The organism is Psychrobacter sp. Ps7 (assembly GCF_022129225.1).
GTDB classification, from domain to species: Bacteria; Pseudomonadota; Gammaproteobacteria; order Pseudomonadales; family Moraxellaceae; genus Psychrobacter; species Psychrobacter immobilis_A.
In genome coordinates this window covers 33,693-53,480 of sequence record NZ_JADQAH010000001.1, presented here as the reverse complement: position 1 = coordinate 53,480, position 19,788 = coordinate 33,693, and the positions used below count along the sequence as shown (strand labels likewise).

Genomic DNA, 19,788 nt, shown 5'->3' with positions numbered 1-19,788 from the left:
TTGTTTTTATCACTATTTTTAAAATGGAAAACAACTTAACGCATACTAGCGCTGTCTCTTAAATATCTAAACCTGCTGCCAGCTTTTTATATTCTCCCGCAAGCGAGCCTCCACCTGAGCAAAAATAGTTCAGTGCATATTTATCTGGGCTGTCGATGATGAGGGTGTCGCCCTTAAACTGGAAAAAAGCAGTGCTGTCATTTACTTTTGCCTGAAAAATCGTACCGTGAGCAGTATCTTGGCCCATTAATGTCGCCTTACCATCGAAATGACAAGTAGGTTTTTTGATATCGCTGCGTGAGCGAACTTTAATGTCAATCTGTCGATCACCATCTGCTCGTACCATCACGCCAACCCAATCATAGCCTTGTGCTCGTTTGTCGTAGTCGGCAGTAGCGTAATCCGCTGAAACCTTGTCTCCAAGAATATTGTTGTTACTCACTGGCATGGCTAGTGTTTCACTAGTGACTATTTTAACAGCGCTGTGGCTATCACTATTCACCGTAGGCGACATACTATTACAGCCTGTTAAAGCAGCTAGGGTAGCGGTCATAATTATTAGCCCTACAATAGAACGAAATTGACGGTATGAAGTATTCATATAAGGGCCTTTGGTCAAGTAGGAGGGTAAGGTTTGCATAGTAGCGAGATGATAAAAGGATTATTGATACAATAAGCTTTATGACGTACAAATAATGGTACAGCCTACCCAAGTCATAGTCTACTTAATAAACCTGTCAGCAACTACTCAACCCATTTTGTTCTTAATAATGCAAAACGAATGCAAAACGATTGCTCTTATCACTTATGCCAACTTCACTAGTCGATAAGCTAATTCGTCACTAAGCGTTTGCTATTTATGCTGCTAGCATAGCTTGCATCATCCCGACAACCGAACTCAAAAAATTGTAGGCTCTGTGATGATGGTCAAGATTTTGACAAACGCTTCTAATACTTTTATCGAGAGCATCATGCAAAAAAAATTCCAACAAATTAGCATTGCTAGCATTCAATCAACTAATAATAAGCCTGTAAAAGCGCGTGTACTTGCCACCAGCGGCATGCTCGCAGCAGCGATGATAATGACAGGCTGCAGTCCAACCGAAGCGACGCAAGATGACGCGGCAAATAATGCCAGTGGCGAGACGCAAGATGTCAATCTACTCAATGTCTCTTATGATGTGTCTCGCGATTTTTATAGAGACTATAACGAGTTGTTTAGTACCGAGTATCTCAGAACCCATCCAGACAGCGAGGTAAAGGTTAACCAATCGCATGGTGGGTCTAGTAAGCAAGCGCTATCTGTTGCCAATGGTTTACAGGCTGATGTGGTTACTTTCAACCAAGAAACTGACATGAATTTATTGGTTGAAAAAGGCTTGGTCGCTGCTGACTGGCAGCAAGCACTACCAAATAATGCCGTACCGTACACCAGCACCATGGTGCTACTGGTCCGCGCTGGTAATCCAAAAAATATCAAAGACTGGTCAGATTTGGCCCGTAATGATATCGATGTGGTCATCCCGAACCCGAAAACCAGTGGCACGGCGCGTTATGCCTTCTTAGGTGCCTACGGTTATGGTTTGCACCAATTCAAAGAAAACAGTAATGAAAACCCTGTAAAAACCAATGACTTTATCAAAAAGCTGCTGGCAAATGTGGTCACTTATGACAATGGGGCGCGCGCTGCGACGACCAGCTTTACTCAGCGTGGTCTAGGTGATGTGTTGATCACGACCGAAAACGAAGCACATTTGACTGCCCAGCAATTTGCCAAAGGACAGGTCAATATCGTTTATCCCAGTTATTCTATTGTGATTGCCAACCCAGTGGCGGTCGTAACAGCCGTCACTGACAAGGGCGGCAAGACGGCAGCGGCGAATGCTTACCTAAAAGGCTTATGGGACACCCCAGCACAAGAGCTCATGGCAGAGATGTATATGCGTCCAAGTAACCCACAAGTGCTGGCAGCTCACAAAGCAACCTTGCCTGATATTGAGACTTTTGAGCCAGTAGCAGTATTTGGTTCTTGGGAGCAGATTATGGACACTTTCTTTGTCGATGGTGGGCGTTTTGATCAGCTGGCAAGAGTGAAGTAGGGAGCCTTTATCAAGAGATCGTCAATGACCTGATACATGCTCAAAGTGCTCAATTTGTATGAGCCAGAGCGGGTAGTTAGTAGGGTGTCAGCCTTATGTGTTAACGATACTATTTAAGTAATTGATAACCTTGTGTTTATCCCTTTGTTATTCCATTTTGGCAATAACATACGCATATTCATCATTAAACATAATAAGATGGCACTGTTAGCATACTTGCATTACTTAACAGATACCTTTGAGGAATTTATGACATACGCTTTGCACTATCAACAAAAAAGTAAAAAACGTCACGTCTTGAGCATTGCAGGCGTTGCATTAACCTTAGGGCTGGCTGGCTGTAGCAATAGCGAGACAGAAACGACTGCTAATGCAGATGGCACCGCTGCCACAGAAGGTCAAAATATTGAGCTACTGAACGTCTCATATGATGTGGCACGTGACTTTTATAAAGACTACAACCCATTATTCGTTGAGCATTATAAAGCTGAAAATCCAAACAGCAATATTCTAATCAAGCAGTCACATGGTGGCTCAAGCAAACAAGCGCTGTCGGTTGCCAATGGTCTGCAAGCAGATGTCGCTACCATGAACCAAGGCTCTGATATTGAGCTGCTTGAGAAAAAAGGTTTGGTTGAATCAGATTGGGAAAGTAAATTCCCAGACAATGCCGTGCCTTTTACCAGTACCATCGTATTCTTAGTCCGTAAAGACAATCCAAAAGGCATCAATGACTGGGAAGATTTGACCAAAGAAGGCGTTGAGATCGTCATGGCCAATCCAAAAGTGACGGGTAATGGTCGTTATGCGTTCTTGGGCGCTTATGGTTATGGCTTACATGCTTTTGATAAAAACGAGGCCAGTGCCAAAAACTACGTGAAAGACATGCTTAAAAACGTCAAAGTTTATGAAAATGGCGGGCGCGCCGCGACCACCACTTTCGTTCAACGTGGTATTGGTGATGTCCTAGTGACTTTTGAAAATGAAGCCAACCTTGCCGCCACTGATTTCGGTGCGGGTAAAGTAGATATCGTTTATCCTAAATACTCTATTAAATCAGAAAGCCCTGTTGCGATTGTCAAGTCAGTGACAGATAAAAAAGGCACAACGGATGCCGCAAAAGCTTATCTTGACTACTTATGGAGCGAGCCTGCCCAGCAGCTAGCAGCCAATCTATACTTGCGTCCTAGCGTCAAAAGCGTCCTTGATAAAAATGGTGATAAATTACCACCAATCGAAACCTTCCGTCCAAATGATGCCTTTGGCACGTGGGATGAAATCATGGGTACCTACTTCAGCGATGGCGGTGTATTCGACCAGCTAGCCATTAACGCACCGCAGTAATCACTTGCTAAGTGCATAAGAGAAGCTACTGCGCTAGCAAATGCAGTCAGTCACACCGTTAGTCATGCAGAACCTTATAAAGGACATGGTCATATACGCTATGTCCTTTATACCGTAAGCACACTAATAACTACCTGATAGCATGGTTTTATGGACGACATCATCGTTAAATGCTTTCTGTTAAGTGCTCTTTTTAAGTATCAATAGTGAAAACCCACGTGAAGCAATAACAATAAATAGTAATCATCGCTAAGTACGATTGGTTAGGCAATAGGACATCATTATGAGTGCAAAAACATCTCCTGCCAGCGAAGCCCCTGCAAAAAAAGGGTGGTTAACACGTTTGCGCCAACGCAATGTGCTGCCAGGGTTCGGCCTGAGCATGGGTATCACGGTCTTTAGCTTGTCGCTACTGGTGGTATTACCGTTTGCCATGATGGCCTACACCACGACTCAGATGGGTTGGACTGGATTCTGGGAGACGATTAGTCAGCCGCAAGTCACTGCTGCTATCAAGCTAAGCTTATGGATGTCATTTTTGGCGATGCTGACCAACATGGTGTTTGGCACATTGGTCGCTTGGGTACTCGTACGCTACGAGTTCTGGGGTAAGTCGTTGATTAATGCGCTAGTTGATTTACCATTTGCATTACCAACGGCGGTCACGGGCATTTCGCTTGCGACCCTTTATGCCCCTAATGGTTTGATTGGTCAGTGGTTTGATAAATTTGGCATTCAGGTCGCCTTTACACCTATAGGTATTTGGCTCGCCTTGGTTGTGGTCAGTTTCCCCTTTATTGTCCGTGCGGTACAGCCTGTACTCGCTGAGCTATCGGTCGAATTTGAAGAGGCAGCCGCGGTATTGGGCGCCAATCGTTTTACGACGTTTCGCAAAGTAATTTTGCCAGAGCTTTTGCCCGCTTTACTCATGGGTGCAGGCATGATGTTTGCTCGTGCCACTGGCGAGTACGGTTCGGTTATCTTTATCGCTGGCAATATCCCCATGCAATCAGAGATTTTACCGCTCATTATTATTAGTAAACTAGAGCAGTTTGATGTTCAAGGGGCTTCTGCGGTTGCATTATTTATGCTACTGATCTCATTTGTGATCTTATTGACCATTAACATTGTGCAGTGGAAACTGTCGCGCCGTGTAGGAGCTCGCTAATGCAAATATCTAATAGCTATGACTACCAGAGCAATGCAGCGACTAAAGATACGCCATGGATACGCCTTACCTTTATCGTCATCGCAGTGCTATTTATGGTCATCATGTTGGTCATTCCCTTGCTGGCTGTGTTCTATGAAGCCTTTAAAGGTGGCTGGCAGTTGTATATTGCCTCGTTGGTTGACCCAGAAGCCCTGCAAGCCATTAAGCTGACGTTAATTACCGCGGCTATCGTCTTGCCGATTAATATGGTGATGGGTATCGCAATTGCATGGTTAGTGACGCGCTATCAGTTTAAAGGTAAGCAGCTGGTCACCACCTTGCTTGATCTGCCATTTTCAGTATCACCCGTCGTTGCAGGTCTGATGTTTGTTTTACTATTCGGACTCAATTCCACCATTGGCGGCTGGCTTGAAAGCATGGGATTCCAAGTTATTTATGCGGTTCCAGGTATTGTATTGGCAACGCTGTTTGTTACTTTCCCTTTTGTAGCACGTGAGCTGATACCGCTGATGCAGACGCAAGGCGACTCTGAAGAGCAAGCGGCATTGACCTTGGGCGCAACTGGTTGGCAGACGTTTTGGCATGTGACATTACCCAATATCAAATGGGCACTACTTTATGGTTTGATTTTGACCAATGCGCGGGCAATGGGTGAGTTTGGGGCGGTGAGTGTGGTATCTGGTCATATTCGTGGCGAGACCAACACCATGCCACTACTGGTTGAGATTGCTTACAATGATTATAACTTTACCGCCGCTTTTGCCTTGTCAAGCCTACTTGCCGCGCTGGCGCTCGTGACGTTGCTTATTCAACAAGTCATGACTAAGCTACAAGAGCGCAAATTTGCCAAGTCCGAACGGCTGGCAAGTGTGCCTGAATTACTGGTAAGTGCCAACGCTACGAAGGCTACCAATACTACTGATGCAACAACCGCTGAAATTTCGGATAAGTAATACTATCTACACTTGGTCTGAAAGGGCTGGCATTAGATTTAATTTAATAATGTAAATGCGGTAACCAAAAAATCTGCCACCATACCAAAGATATAATAAGAGAACCCATTATGAGCATCGAGATTCGCAACGTTAATAAAAAATTCGGTCAGTTTACCGCCTTAGATAATATCAATATCACCGTGCCGACTGGCAAGCTGACCACTTTACTGGGACCATCAGGCTGTGGCAAAACGACGTTGTTACGCATTATCGCCGGCTTAGAATATGCTGATTCAGGGCAGATATTGTTTGATGAGATGGATGTGACCAATACGCCAGTACAAAAGCGCCATATTGGCTTTATGTTTCAGCATTACGCATTGTTTCGTCATAAAAATATCGCCGATAATGTCGCCTTTGGACTGACCTTGTTACCAAAGAATGAGCGGCCAAGTAAGGCAGATATCAATAAGCGCGTTGCTGAGCTATTAGACTTGGTGCAGTTACCACAAGTTGCCAATGCTTATCCGCATCAATTATCAGGCGGTCAGCGTCAGCGGATTGCGCTGGCACGCGCCTTAGCAGTGAAGCCAAAATTATTGTTGCTCGATGAGCCTTTTGGTGCACTCGATGCCAAGGTACGTAAAGAGCTGCGCACGTGGTTAAAGAACATCCACCATGAGCTTGGTATTACCAGTATCATGGTCACTCACGATCAAGAAGAAGCCCGCGCCGTCTCAGATGAGATCGTGGTCATGAATCAAGGGCGGGTAGAGCAGGTAGGCACATCGGAGGAGCTGATACACCAACCAGCCAATGCGTTTATTAGTGATTTTTTAGATTTGGCATAGTAAAATTTGGTGCAGTTCTTCTATTATCACCCATAAAAAAAGACCTACAATAAATAGGTCTTTTTTTATGGGTTAAAGCAGGTCTCAATTTCATTTGGTATCTAGCGTTATTGAGATCAAATGTTGATAGCAATAATGCTAGATAGTCATCATATCTCAGCAGGCTTGGACATATCGATATCTTTGCTAGATATTTGTTTATAAGTAATATCCAAAATCTCTTGGCACCATTCTGGCAAGTCGTCAGCGACTTCATACCACATCCACGTACCGTCGCGAACACAGCTTAAAATACCGAGTTTCTTTAAATGGTTCAAATGACGCGATATCGTTGGCTGTGGTTGATCTAGTATTTCTACCAACTCGCCAACACAGCGCGATTCTTTGTTAAATAGAATTTGAAATATTTTTAAGCGCGTCGGGTCAGATAAGACTTTAAATAACTCGATAGGTCGTATCGTAAAATTATTATCAGACATAGAACAATTCCAATTGGGCTTTGTTAATAGGGGTTCAATATAACAGCAGTTATCTACAAAATCGATTAAAAAATGGGCTAAATTACAGTTCGTCGTTAATTTACTACCTTTCATCATATTCGGTTACACGCACGCTTATATTCACTTACATCAATTAACTGCGTGCAATATAACTCTACTTTCATGACTGTACTTTTATACCAATAATATATCAAATGCTATTGCAAATGATAATAGTTATCGTTATTATACATCAAGCCATAACAATGACTGTGAATATCAAATAAAACACTGTATTCATCATTTTTATCATCAATGCACTAAATTTATGAGCAATAAAAGCAGTTACCGAATAGCGGTATTCAGAGGAGCCAGACCATGTACGTATGCATCTGTAATGACGTAAAAGAAAAGCAAATCAAAGCAGCCATTGCTTCAGGTATCGATACCCTTGACGGTCTAAAAGATACCCTAGATGTTGCTACTTGCTGTGGCTGCTGCGAACCGATGGTTAACGATTACCTAGATGAGCATCATGCTAGACTCGATGTCTTGGCTTACGCTGTTTAAACGTTATCAAACCAGAGATTTACTACCCAGCTGTTCATCACCTCATTACACAAATATAACTAGTACGCCTCGATACCACATACATTCAATATTCCGCACTTATCCTTTGGTCATTATACATAAAGGGTAAGTTGCGAGCGTCCGTATAACTTTACTCATACACCTACTACAATGATATTGAGCATCATTAGCAGCCATTGTTGCGATAAACCAGTGATTACTAAAGCTAGCTAATTATGATTCTCAATTAGCATCTTATTCTTAGTTCATAACATTACAAGCTGTATAGCGCCTATATGCTACTATATCTGTCTCACGTTGTAAGACGTTTTGTTGATTTTGATCTTTACTGATCAGTTTACCAATAGTACTATCCTTATATGGGTAATTATGAATGTATGGTGATCTGTAAAATATAAATAGGGGAGTATAGGTTATGATAGGTAGCCCAAAAGTCATTGATTATTTGAATTTTTTGTTAGGCGGTGAGCTTGCTGCCCGTGACCAGTATTTTATTCACTCAGAAATGTATGCTGAGTGGCATTATGGCAAATTGTACGACCGTATCCATCATGAGATGGCAGATGAGACGTTACATGCCCAAGCTATTATTCGCCGTATCCTAATGCTGAGTGGCACGCCGAAAATGACGGTCAATGCCATCAATATCGGTGCGACAGTTCCTGAAATGCTGCAACTTGACCTTGAGCTAGAGTATCAAGTACAACAGCACTTAAAAGACGGTATTGCTCTCTGTGAAGCAGAGCGCGATTATGTCACGCGTGAGATGTTGGTAGAACAACTAAAAGACACTGAAGAAGATCATGCGCATTGGCTTGAGCAACAGTTGCGCTTAATTGAGATGATCAGTCTGCCCAATTATCTACAAAGCCAAATGGCTGAAGTCACTCCCAATCTTGTTTAATGTCACGAAGATATGAACAATAACCATAGTATTTAGCATAAATAACGGCATGAAAGGGAGAGAGATAATGAAAGGGGATAAAGAGGTTATTCGCGCTTTAAATAAAGTGCTCGGACAGTCATTGATTGCCATCAACCAGTACTTTTTACATGCGCGCATTGCGCGCCATTGGGGATTAGAAGCCCTCAATGAGAGTTTCTATAAACAATCCATCGCTGAGATGAAATGGTCTGATGAGCTGATTGCCCGGATTTTATTGCTAGGCGGTTTACCAAACTTGCAAGATTACGGCAAGATGTTCATCGGTGAAGATGTGCCAGAGATTATCGAATGCAACTTGCGCCTAGAAAAACAAAAATTCGAGATCATTACCGATGCCATTACTCTATGTGAAACAAAGTCTGACTATGTGTCACGCCAGCTATTGGTGACGCTAAAAGATGGTAATGAAGAGTATCAAGACTGGTTAGAGACTCAAGAAGACTTGATCGAAAGCATTGGGGTTGAGCGCTATATCCAATCACAAATGGATGATGACGCGCCTTAATGGTTCATTGTTGATGCAATGAGCCGTAATATGCTCTAAAAATGCCAGCGTGTCTTGTGGTTTATAATCACTCACATGCTGGCATTTTTATGTCTCATATTTGACAACGCGTGCTATCTGCACTGCTGACAAAATCAACGCTTAATCAATATTTTTTCAAACTCTTTATTCAAAATCCAAATATCAGCGGCTCAGTATAAGCCGCGTCCATCTTCGGGCTTAAGTCGTAAGAAGTAAAGCCCCGAGAGAATGGTCAAGACCCCAAGTATCCAATAGGTGGTTTGAAACGCTGTCAGCGTATCCATTTGTAGGCGTTCACGTAACAGCGTCAGTACCGCTGCCCCAAAAGCAATACCGAAACTAATCGCTAACTGCTGATTGACCGCCATCAAGCTATTGCCGCTACTGGTTTGAGCGCCTTCTAAATCACCGATAGTAATCGTATTCATCGCGCTGAATTGCATAGAATTACAAGCGCCCATTATGGTCAAAATAGGGATAAACCATAACCACTGTGAGGCATCGGTAAACTGTGCCAACACAATGATGAGCGTGCCCATCAAAAACGTGTTGAAGACCAGCACTTTGCGATAAGTATGACGCTGAATAATTTTACTGACCCAGGGTTTAATCCCGATAGCACCGACTGCGATGGGCGCAAGTAGCCAACCTGCCTGCGACGGTGAGTATTCAAACACCACTTGCAGCAACAGCGGCAGCAAAAACGGTACGGCGCTGATGCCTAGTCTGGTAAATAAGTTACCAGTGATGCCAATACGAAAGGTGCGAATGTCAAACAAACTCAAGGGGAACAACGGTGCTTGACGACGCTTGGCGTGCCAGATATAAGCGCCGATCAATAAACTGGCCACCAAACTAAGCAGCAACCCATAAAATCCGCGACCAGTCTGTGAGCCGAACTCTACAGCAAGCGTAAACCCACAAGCAGCGGCAGCAAACAATAAAAATCCTGTCCAATCAAGCCGCTTGGTATCCTCAAATAGTGCCGGAACCAGTTTTTTGCCCATGATAAAGCCAAAAATACCCATCGGTATATTGATCAAAAATATCCAATGCCAACTGGTATATTGTACGATATAGCCACCTAAGACAGGCCCTACTAGTGGTGCTACCAAAGCAGGAATCACCGCAAAGTTCATGACGGTCAGCAGCTTATTGCGTGGGTAGGATTTGACCAAAATTAAGCGAGCCACAGGCGTCATCATCGCCCCGCCAATACCTTGTATAACCCGTGAGCCAATCAAAAAATCCAACGTTGGTGACGCAGCACATAGCAGTGAGCCAATACAAAAGATAATAATCGCTGCCAAAAATACTCGGCGCGTGCCGTATTTATCCGCCAAAAAACCACTGATGGGAATAAATATGGCCAAAGTTAGCGCATAACTGATCACCGCCCACTGCATTTTTAATGGAGACTCACCCAGCGCCTGTGCCATCTGCGGTAATGACGTATTTAATATAGTGGCATCCAAAATTTGCATAAATAGCGCCACCGCTAGCACATAGGGCAAGTATTTATCTTGTGTCGGGGTTAGCGTTACCATGTAAATCTCATTAGATATTCCATCATAAAATGAACAAAATAGTCTATTGACGACTAATTCGCTATACCAACCGAGTAGTATAAGAAAGACTCAATCATAATAAAAGGGAATCAAAGTAACGGCTGGTGGTTGAGGTTATAGAATTCTGTGTTTAGAGGTAATAATATTAACACTGCTTACAAGAGAGGACTTTAATATCAGGGTTGGTTATCGTTATAGTAAACCCTCGCTAACGACTTAAGCCAACAGATATGCAGTATAGTTAATTTCATCTCAATCATATGAGATTGGATTGACTACCGACGATACAACTAGAAGCATCAACAATACGATAAAGATAAACTGAGGATATATTATGAGTCAGGAAAATAACAAAGCTTGCAATCATACCGATGGGCAAAACGATAAATATGTACCGCCAAAGGTTTGGACGCAGGACAAAGAAAACGGTGGTAAGTTTGCCAGTATCAATCGCCCAACAGCGGGTGCGCGCTATGAAAAAGCGTTGCCAGTAGGCGATGCGCCATTACAGCTGTACTCGTTGAATACGCCAAATGGCGTCAAGGTTAATATCCTGTTAGAAGAGCTTGCCGAGATCGGTGTTAAAGGTGCTGAATATGATGCCTATAAAATTGATATCTCTCAAGGAGAGCAGTTTGGTTCTGGCTTTGTAGCCATAAACCCTAACTCAAAAATTCCAGCCTTGGTTGATCATTCTGCTGATATAGCGGGCGAGCCGATAGCACTCTTTGAGTCTGGTGCTATCATGATGTATCTGGCAGAAAAATTTGACCAATTTATGCCTTTATCACTTGGCAAAGCACGGTCAGATTGTTTATCTTGGGTCATGTGGCAGATGGGTAGTGCGCCTTTCTTAGGTGGCGGCTTCGGACATTTTTACGCTTATGCGCCTGAACCGCTAGAGTACCCGATCAACCGCTATACCATGGAAACCAAACGCCAGCTCGATGTGCTGGATACCCACCTAAAAGACAGCACATATATGTGTGGCAATAACGAAGCCGATTATAATATTGCGGATATGATTATTTGGGCATGGTATGGACAATTGGTGCTTGGAAAGCTCTATGATGCCGCCGAGTTCCTACAAGTTGATGACTACAAGCATGTGAAGCGCTGGGCACAGGCAATTGCTGAACGTCCAGCCGTTAAGCGTGCCGTAGACCTGTCATTAAAGCCTATTGACTAAACCTATCGATAAGAGACGCATTAATAAAATCAAGGCTGATAGGCTATTTGCTTATCAGCCTTGATTTTATCCAACATCTTGCTATTCTATATTCATATATGGTTATATTAAAATAGAGATATACTTACCTGTTTACACAATGATACATTAGTACAACAGATAGAAACCTTAGTACGTTAAGATAGCTTGAGTAGCTCAAGCACATAACACCTTAATAAGTGGGTATTTGTACTGCTTATTTAATTGGCTCAATACCATTGGGATACCAGCAAGGCGAATAGAGCGTCTTATAATAGCCTGAGTAAATCAGACAACATATCTGATTGAAATAAGATTGACTATATTGATGGATAACGATTATGAAGGATGATAACCGTAAACGGATCAACTTCTCACGACAGGCGATGGCTAGTGAATTAAAAGTTATCAATACCAAACTCAGCGCCATTTATAACGATCAACAGATAGATGCTGATCGATACTCAATATTGCAATACAAAGCCAACTTAACCACCCATCCTAAAAAAATAAAAAAGATACTCTTATTGATGATAAAAAATAAAATACGATTACCTATGTTTGCTGCTATCAGCGCAGCTTTATTTAGTACAGCGACGATGGCCAGCAATGGCGTTGAATTTACCAATCAAGACTGGCAGGTAGTCTGCGACAATACCCGTACGTGCCGGCTGGCAGGCTATCAAGCAGAAAACAATAGCGAATTTCCTATATCGGTATTACTCATACGCCGTGCAGGCGAAAATGCTGGTGTGGATGGCAAGGTAAAGCTGGGCGGTGCTAAAGAAAGCTCATCTAAAGCCTTGATGCAACTTGGCAATCGTCATCGTATATCATTGTTCATCAATGGTAGAGACTATGGCGAAACCAAGCCGTTTTCAACTGCAGCAGGTAATGCTGATCTGACCCCAACACAAGTCGCAGCGCTACTAGAGGCGCTGACTAAGTCAAGCAAAATTGAGCTAGTGCTACGTAACTCACGCTGGCAACTCTCTGATAAAGGGGCTAGCGCCGTCATGCTCAAAGCAGATGAAGCCCAAGGTCGAGTAGGGACGTCATCTGCCTTTGTCAATACTGATGGTGCCGCCAAATCAAATAGCACTGTATTGCCATCTAAACCTGCACCAAAACTGCGCTTTGTGGCGCCCAATCCGAAAGCCGTCGCTAGCGACAATAGAAAGTTTGTGATGAAATCGTCGCAGCTAGCGGCGCTGATGAAAAGTACAATGAAAGATGCGGATAGTGACTGTCCCAATCTATCAGATAAATCACCATGGCGTGTGAGCCGACTGAATGGCTCACAGCTCTTGGCACAACATGACTGCTGGACAGGTGCTTATAATACTGGTGCAGGCATCTGGGTCATCAATGACAGTAAACCTTATAAACCAACATTGGTAACCACCAACGCCACTGGCTATGATAAGGGTAAAATCACTTCCGTACAAAAAGGTCGCGGCATCGGTGATTGTTTAACCAAGACTGATTGGGTATGGACAGGCAAGGCATTTGAAAAAAGCCATGAAAGCACCACAGGGCTTTGCCGTATGATTGAAGCGGGCGGTGCGTGGCAGCTGCCGACGTATGTCACCGAAGTTAAAATGGTGCGATAGCCGCCAATAATACTGCTGATTGTCTTATTACTCAGCATATTGAACGCGTACATCTATAAGCAAATTTGCTTTATTTACCGAGAAATTTAATAAATAGCTACATATAATATTTTATTGTGCTATACTGCGTCGCCACGTTAGCTTAGGCTTTCGTGAATTATGAGATTGATAACATCGCCTGCGATTTTGGGTCTAGGATGACCATAAGTAATTGTTGCCGATGATTTTGTGTACTTGAATAACCTATAATGAAAATAGCAGTTATTTTTGACTCATATCTTATCTACCGAACCATAAATATGGTTTAAATTGGTTGTTATTCGCGATTATTTGCTTTGGACAAAGCATTAATAATACGCTTATATCAAACAAGGATGAGACACTCGGCACTACCACCAAAATACGTCAGACAGCACGAACGCATTTATTGTAGAGGCTCTAAGCTTTATTGGCTTGGCTTCTGATTATCGACACTTACATGTGGTCCGGTAATTCTTTAATAAAGGCAGCGTGGTGAACGGTTATCAGTGGTATGCATCAAGCTTGCTGAATTTACAGCAACTTATACTTACCAAGGATTCTCATGACTGATATTTTATCTGCAATCGCCGCTGAAAACGGCATCATCGAAAACACTGACACTTCAAATACTGATACTAATAATCAAGCGGCTACTACTGACGCGACTGATGAAGATCAAATTACCTTTGCTGAACTAGACATTGCCAAGCCGATTTTGACCGCGCTTGATCGCAGTGGTTATACCAATCCAACACCTATTCAAGCACAAGCCATTCCTTTTGCACTAGCGGGCCGCGACTTATTATTGTCTGCGCAAACCGGTAGTGGTAAAACTGCGGCATTCGTTATCCCTGTACTTGATCGTTTAAGCCGTGCCACTAGCTTTGACAAACTAACTAAAGCTCTTATCTTAACGCCAACGCGTGAACTTGCTCAGCAAGTACATGACAGCGTACGTACTTATTCTAAAGACATGCGTGGTCTATTCTGCGTACCTTTGGTTGGCGGCGCACCATACAATGGTCAGATCACTGCGTTGAAAAAAGGCGTTCAAGTTATCGTTGCGACCCCAGGTCGTCTACTTGACCATATCAATGCTGGTCGTGTTGACTTATCAAGCCTAGAAATTTTGGTACTTGATGAAGCTGACCGTATGCTAGACATGGGTTTTGCTGATGACATCAGTGACATCCTTCGTGCAGCACCAATTGATCGTCAAACGATTATGTGTTCTGCAACTTGGGACGGCCCAGTAGGTAAAATCGCTGCCAGCTTCACTAAGAACCCTGAGCGTGTATCAATCAAAGTAGAATCTGCACACATCGAAGAAAAAGTGTACTACTGTGATGATTTCGATCATAAAAACCGTTTACTTGACAAAATCGTTTGCCAGCAAGATATGGAACAGATCATTATCTTTGCTGCTACCAAACGTAGCACTGAAAAACTGGCCAAACAGCTACAAGAAGCGGGTCATAAAGCCAGCTTCCTACATGGTGATTTGCCGCAAAGCAAGCGTAACCGTATCGTTCAAGACTTGCGCAATGGTAAAGTTAAAATCCTAGTAGCGACTGACGTTGCTGCTCGTGGTCTAGATATCCCAGCTATCTCGCACGTTATTAACTATGATCTTCCACGTCAGACTGAAGATTACGTCCATCGTATCGGTCGTTGTGGTCGTGCTGGTCGTACTGGTATCGCTATCAGCTTATGTAGCATGGATGATCGTCCACAGCTAAATGCTATCAACCGTTATTTAGATCGTAAAATGGAAGTATGTATCATCGAAGGCATGGAGCCTAAGAAGACTTATGTACCTAGCGAAAATAAAGGTAATGGTCGTGGTCGCGGTCGTGGTCGTTCAAACGGCGGTGGTAATGGTCAAGGCCGTGGTCGCGCGGGTGGTGGTTATCAAGGTAATCCTGCTAATGCTCGCGGTCGTTCAAGCGACAGCGCATCAACTGGTCAACGCGCTAGCAATGATAGCGGTTATCAAGGTAAGCCACGTGACGCGTCAGGCAAACCAAACGAGCGTTCAGGTGGCAAGCCGTATCAAGGCAAGCGCACTGGTGCTCCTAGCCGCGGCGATAGCACTGGCGTTCCACGTGGTGAGCGTGCTGCAACAGGTCGTGGTCGTCCAAGTGGCAGCCAAGGTCGCCCAGCAGGTCGTTCTGACAGCCGTGGCCAAGGTCGTCCAAACGGCGGCAACCGTGGTAACAACTCGTAATACTGTTATATTTGGTGATTGAAATTATTAATTACTTGATCGCCTAAAGATAGCACTAAAAAAGCCAGATACTCGTTATCTGGCTTTTTTGTGTTTATTCGATCGCTGCTTGCGCGTTTTTTTCGCCTTGTCTATACTAACAAGCTTTTATTCATCGTGTGCTGCGGAGCTATTTGATGCCCGATACTTCTCATTTAACCATTGATAGTCTGCCATTAGCCTTTGGCATCATTATGGCCATTATCGGTTTGGTTTTTTATACCCAAGGATTACCCGGTAAATTCTGGCAGCGCTTTTATGCGGTATTGCCGGGTATTGTGCTGTGCTGCTTTATACCTGCAACGCTTAATAGTTTAGGTGTCTTTGCTGACGGTATTGGCTCACAGATTTATGGCTTTACCGCCACGTATCTGTTGCCAGCGAGTTTGCTGTTAATGACCTTGTCGATGGATGTACCGAAGATATTGGGGCTAGGCTGGAAAGCCATTGCCATGTTTTTCGCCGCCAGTATCGCGATTATTATCAGTGGTCCAATAAGCTTGGGTGTCGCTAAATGGATATCGCCTGAGATGTTTACTGATGACACGCTATGGCGTGGGTTTTCGGCGGTGGCGGGTAGCTGGATCGGCGGCGCGGCAAATCAAGCAGCGATGAAAGAGTTGTTTGGGGTCAGCGATAATTTGTTTGGTATGATGATCTTGGTGGATGCCACTAATGCCTCATTGTGGTTATTGGCAATATTAGTAATGGCAAAACACAGCGCAAAGATCGATCGATTCTTGCGAGCTGATACCAGTAGTATTGATAAAGTTATCAAAGCCGTCGAAAGCTATGAGCGCGATCATGCCCGTCCAGCCACCATCAATGATTTGATGGTGATGTTTGGTTTGTGCTTTGCCATGGTAGGAGTCGCGCACTTTGTTGGTGGACAAATTGCTGACTTTTTTGCCCCATATAAATGGGCGGTGCAATATAGTTTTGCCAGTTCATTCTTTTGGATGGTAGTCATTATTACTCTGTTAGGTGTCATTTTTTCTTTTACTAAGATTCGCAGACTCGACCATGTGGGCGCGTCCAAAATGGGTACCGTATTTATCTTCGTGCTGATTGCCGCGATTGGTATGCAGATTAATTTAGCGGGTATTGTCTCGCAGTGGCGGCTATTGCTTATCGGCTTTTTATGGATGAGTATTCACGTCGTGATTATCTTTGCTGTTGCCAGACTTATCCGTGCGCCGTTTTTCTTTTTGGCGGTAGGTTCTAATGCCAATACAGGTGGCGCATCGTCGGCACCGATCGTCGCGACGGCTTTTCATCCATCGCTTGCGCCTGTTGGAGTATTTTTGGGTATTATGGGCTATGCGGTGGGTACGTTTGGCGGGTATATCAGTACCCAATTGATGCGCTTGGTAGTGGGTTAGTATTTAGGTTATCCATATTCTGATAGCATTTTTTCCTCAAAAAACCTGCAATGATTGCGGGTTTTTTTATTATAAGGTGCCTAATGACTTAAGTTGTCGTTTTGTCTATCTATGCTATGGATATGTAAGCCTTGCCAAGCCCTGACATCAGTACGTGTTAACATTTGCACCACTTATAAAAATAACCACAAATTCGTTAGGAACAGTAGCGCTATGGCCCATTCAAAAACATTAGAAGAAACTTCAAATCAGACAGACACGGCGAAACATGGCTATCCTCACTATAACCGAGACATTATCCAAGTCAGAGGCGCACGCGTTCATAATTTAAAGAACGTCGATGTGGATTTACCGCGCAATGCCTTAGTGGTCTTTACGGGTATATCTGGATCGGGAAAATCATCACTGGCATTCGGTACGCTATTTGCCGAGTCACAGCGCCGCTATCTTGATTCAGTATCGCCTTATGCCAGAAGGCTCATCGATCAGGTTGATGAACCCGATGTCGATACTATAGAAGGGTTACCGCCAGCAGTTGCCTTACAGCAGCAGCGGGGTACGCCGTCAGTACGCTCGTCCGTCGGTAGTGTAACAACCATATCTAATGGTCTTCGTATGCTGTACTCACGAGCCGGAGAGTATCCCGCCGGCCAAGAGATACTGTATGCCGATGCGTTCTCGCCCAATACGCCAGATGGTGCCTGTCCCACGTGTTCAGGTATCGGCCGTGTGTTTGAGGTCACCGAGGATCTGCTGGTACCAGATAATACCAAGAGCATTCGCGAGCGTGCCATTGCGGCATGGCCACCGGCATGGCAAGGTCAAAACCTGAGCCGTATATTGACCACACTAGGCTACGATATCGATAAGCCTTGGCACACCCTGCCAAAGAAGACCCGCGACTGGATCTTGTTTACCGATGAGACACCAACAGTGCCTGTTTATCCTGAGTATGATATAGAACAGACACGGGAGGCAATTGAGAAAGGGGAAAAGCCAAACTATATGGGTACGTTTACCAGTGCCAAAAACTTTATTTTGCATTCTTTTGCCACTACTCAAAGCCCGCGCACCAAGAAACGCGTCTCGCAATTTATGCAGATATCCGAGTGTCCAGAATGTCACGGCAAAAAACTTAAGAAAGAATCACTGTCGGTTAAATTTGCAGGACTCGATATCGGTGAGCTATCGCAGCTCACATTGACGGATATGGCCATCAAACTTGAGAAAACAGCACACACCAAAGTGGCAGATGACACACCAAACCGCGAAAAAGCCATCGTTGCCCAGCGTATTGCCAGTGATATTCTCTCTCGTATTGAGGCACTAACAAGGCTTGGTCTGGGCTATCTGTCGCTTGAGCGTACCACACCAACGCTATCGCCTGGTGAGCTACAGCGATTGCGATTAGCGACCCAGATTCGCTCGCAACTGTTTGGCGTGGTTTATGTCCTTGATGAGCCATCAGCAGGTCTGCACCCTGCTGACACGCAGGCGCTACTTGGGGCGCTAGATGAGTTGATCGCGTCTGGTAACTCGGTGTTTGTGGTTGAGCACGACGTGAGTGTGATTGGGCATGCTGATTGGGTGGTAGATGTCGGGCCACAGGCTGGCACGCATGGCGGAGAGATTGTCTATAGTGGGCCTGTAGAAGGGCTACGTGAGGTTGCGCAGTCGCATACGGGTCAATATCTCTTTGCTAACGACACGGCGAATCATCAGTCAAAATCTGACACAAGGCAACCGACAGCGTGGCTGAAACTCGCAAATATCGAGCGCAATAATATAACAGGCTTGGATGTTGAGTTTCCGCTTGGGGTGATGACTAGTGTCACGGGTGTCTCAGGGTCAGGTAAGTCGAGTCTTGTCAGCCAAGCATTGGTAGAGCTTATCAGTGAAGTATTGGGGCAAAAGACGGTTGCTGAAGCGCCTGTAGGTGAGGCAGATTTGCTTGAGCAAGAGCTTGAGACAGCCACTGGTGGTGAAATTGTCGCTGGCATGGAGCAAGTCCGTCGTCTTATTAATATCAATCAAAAGGCGATTGGGCGGACACCGCGCTCAAACCTAGCAACCTATACAGGATTGTTCGATGATGTGCGTAAGCTGTTTGCCGCAACTAAGCAAGCAAAAGCACATGGCTATGACGCTGGACGTTTCTCGTTTAACACCAAAAAAGGCCGCTGTCCAAATTGTGAAGGTTTGGGTTTTGTCAGTGTGGAGCTGCTATTTTTACCAAGTGTCTATGCACCTTGCCAGGTCTGTCATGGGCAACGCTATGACGAAGAAACACTTACCATCACGTATCGAGATAAAAACATTGCTGAAGTATTAAATTTAACCGTTGAAGCGGCTCATGAGTTCTTTGTTGATGAAGCGCCTATCTTGCGCGCATTGGATGCATTGCTGCAAGTGGGGCTTGGCTACTTACGTTTGGGGCAGCCCGCCACTGAGCTGTCAGGGGGTGAAGCACAGCGCATCAAGCTTGCCACTGAACTACAACGCACGCAACGAGGCGATACGCTCTATATCTTAGATGAGCCAACCACAGGTTTACATCCTGCTGATGTATCCATGCTGATGACGCAATTAAACGGTTTGGTCGATGCAGGGAACACCGTCATCATGGTTGAGCATGATATGCAAGTAGCCAGTAATAGCGACTGGATGATTGATATGGGGCCAGGGGCAGGTGATGAGGGCGGGTTAATTGTCGCTCAAGGTACGCCAGAAGACGTGGCCCAATCAGAAGACAGTCGCACCGCACCGTTTTTATTGGTGTGATTTTATTG

General features: G+C 44.4%; 16 protein-coding genes. 13 read left to right on the top strand and 3 right to left on the bottom strand.

Annotated elements, in window-relative coordinates; all coding sequences use genetic code 11:
• Nucleotides 1-58 precede the first annotated feature (58 nt).
• Entirely contained in the window at nucleotides 59-553 is a 495-nt protein-coding gene (locus I3257_RS00210) for a hypothetical protein (RefSeq protein ID WP_238048443.1), read from the bottom strand.
• 418 nt (nucleotides 554-971) lie between these two features.
• Between I3257_RS00210 and I3257_RS00205 the strand changes: the two genes are divergently transcribed.
• The 5 genes from I3257_RS00205 to cysA all read left to right on the top strand — a co-directional run bounded on the left by I3257_RS00205 (nucleotide 972) and on the right by cysA (nucleotide 6,400).
• Entirely contained in the window at nucleotides 972-2,099 is a 1,128-nt protein-coding gene (locus I3257_RS00205; protein WP_193007382.1) for a sulfate ABC transporter substrate-binding protein, read from the top strand.
• 249 nt (nucleotides 2,100-2,348) lie between these two features.
• Entirely contained in the window at nucleotides 2,349-3,443 is a 1,095-nt protein-coding gene (locus I3257_RS00200; protein WP_193007383.1) for a sulfate ABC transporter substrate-binding protein, read from the top strand.
• 283 nt (nucleotides 3,444-3,726) lie between these two features.
• On the top strand, nucleotides 3,727-4,611 hold the full coding sequence (gene cysT, locus I3257_RS00195; protein WP_193007384.1) for a sulfate ABC transporter permease subunit CysT: 885 nt from the start codon (nucleotides 3,727-3,729) through the stop codon (nucleotides 4,609-4,611).
• Nucleotides 4,611-5,567 carry a sulfate ABC transporter permease subunit CysW gene (gene cysW, locus I3257_RS00190; protein WP_045456181.1) on the top strand — a complete coding sequence of 319 codons (957 nt, stop codon included), beginning with the start codon at nucleotides 4,611-4,613 and terminating at the stop codon, nucleotides 5,565-5,567. Before cysT ends, cysW begins: the two co-directional genes overlap by 1 nt.
• A 110-nt stretch (nucleotides 5,568-5,677) precedes the next feature.
• Nucleotides 5,678-6,400, top strand: coding sequence for a sulfate ABC transporter ATP-binding protein (gene cysA, locus I3257_RS00185; RefSeq protein ID WP_083475763.1), 723 nt, complete (start codon nucleotides 5,678-5,680; stop codon nucleotides 6,398-6,400).
• A gap of 149 nt (nucleotides 6,401-6,549) precedes the next feature.
• Here cysA and I3257_RS00180 read toward each other — a convergent pair whose 3' ends face one another.
• On the bottom strand, nucleotides 6,550-6,879 hold the full coding sequence (locus tag I3257_RS00180) for a metalloregulator ArsR/SmtB family transcription factor (protein WP_045456178.1): 330 nt from the start codon (nucleotides 6,877-6,879) through the stop codon (nucleotides 6,550-6,552).
• 378 nt (nucleotides 6,880-7,257) lie between these two features.
• On the opposite strand from I3257_RS00180, the gene I3257_RS00175 reads away from it, so the two are divergent.
• The 3 genes from I3257_RS00175 to bfr (I3257_RS00165) all read left to right on the top strand — a co-directional run bounded on the left by I3257_RS00175 (nucleotide 7,258) and on the right by bfr (I3257_RS00165) (nucleotide 8,921).
• Nucleotides 7,258-7,449, top strand: a complete 192-nt coding sequence (locus I3257_RS00175) for a (2Fe-2S)-binding protein (RefSeq protein ID WP_045447323.1) — start codon at nucleotides 7,258-7,260, stop codon at nucleotides 7,447-7,449.
• A gap of 436 nt (nucleotides 7,450-7,885) precedes the next feature.
• Nucleotides 7,886-8,374 carry a bacterioferritin gene (gene bfr / locus I3257_RS00170; RefSeq protein WP_109589803.1) on the top strand — a complete coding sequence of 163 codons (489 nt, stop codon included), beginning with the start codon at nucleotides 7,886-7,888 and terminating at the stop codon, nucleotides 8,372-8,374.
• Nucleotides 8,375-8,441: 67 nt separating this feature from the next.
• The gene (gene bfr, locus I3257_RS00165; protein WP_045447317.1) at nucleotides 8,442-8,921 is read left to right on the top strand and encodes a bacterioferritin; all 480 of its coding nucleotides are present in this window, start codon (nucleotides 8,442-8,444) and stop codon (nucleotides 8,919-8,921) included.
• 191 nt (nucleotides 8,922-9,112) lie between these two features.
• Here bfr (I3257_RS00165) and I3257_RS00160 read toward each other — a convergent pair whose 3' ends face one another.
• Entirely contained in the window at nucleotides 9,113-10,489 is a 1,377-nt protein-coding gene (locus I3257_RS00160) for a DHA2 family efflux MFS transporter permease subunit (RefSeq protein WP_238048442.1), read from the bottom strand.
• A 355-nt stretch (nucleotides 10,490-10,844) separates the two neighbouring features.
• On the opposite strand from I3257_RS00160, the gene yghU reads away from it, so the two are divergent.
• The 5 genes from yghU (at nucleotide 10,845) to uvrA (ending at nucleotide 19,780) form a co-directional block, all read left to right on the top strand.
• Nucleotides 10,845-11,699 carry a glutathione-dependent disulfide-bond oxidoreductase gene (yghU, locus tag I3257_RS00155; protein WP_238048441.1) on the top strand — a complete coding sequence of 285 codons (855 nt, stop codon included), beginning with the start codon at nucleotides 10,845-10,847 and terminating at the stop codon, nucleotides 11,697-11,699.
• Nucleotides 11,700-12,058: 359 nt separating this feature from the next.
• Nucleotides 12,059-13,330 carry a DUF1176 domain-containing protein gene (locus I3257_RS00150; RefSeq protein ID WP_238048440.1) on the top strand — a complete coding sequence of 424 codons (1,272 nt, stop codon included), beginning with the start codon at nucleotides 12,059-12,061 and terminating at the stop codon, nucleotides 13,328-13,330.
• A 583-nt stretch (nucleotides 13,331-13,913) separates the two neighbouring features.
• A complete protein-coding gene (locus I3257_RS00145; RefSeq protein WP_238048439.1) occupies nucleotides 13,914-15,578 on the top strand; it encodes a DEAD/DEAH box helicase in 1,665 nt (554 codons plus the stop codon).
• Nucleotides 15,579-15,754: 176 nt separating this feature from the next.
• Nucleotides 15,755-16,999, top strand: coding sequence for a DUF819 family protein (locus I3257_RS00140; RefSeq protein ID WP_238048438.1), 1,245 nt, complete (start codon nucleotides 15,755-15,757; stop codon nucleotides 16,997-16,999).
• 213 nt (nucleotides 17,000-17,212) lie between these two features.
• Nucleotides 17,213-19,780 carry an excinuclease ABC subunit UvrA gene (uvrA, locus tag I3257_RS00135; protein ID WP_238048437.1) on the top strand — a complete coding sequence of 856 codons (2,568 nt, stop codon included), beginning with the start codon at nucleotides 17,213-17,215 and terminating at the stop codon, nucleotides 19,778-19,780.
• The last annotated feature ends 8 nt before the right edge of the window (nucleotides 19,781-19,788 follow it).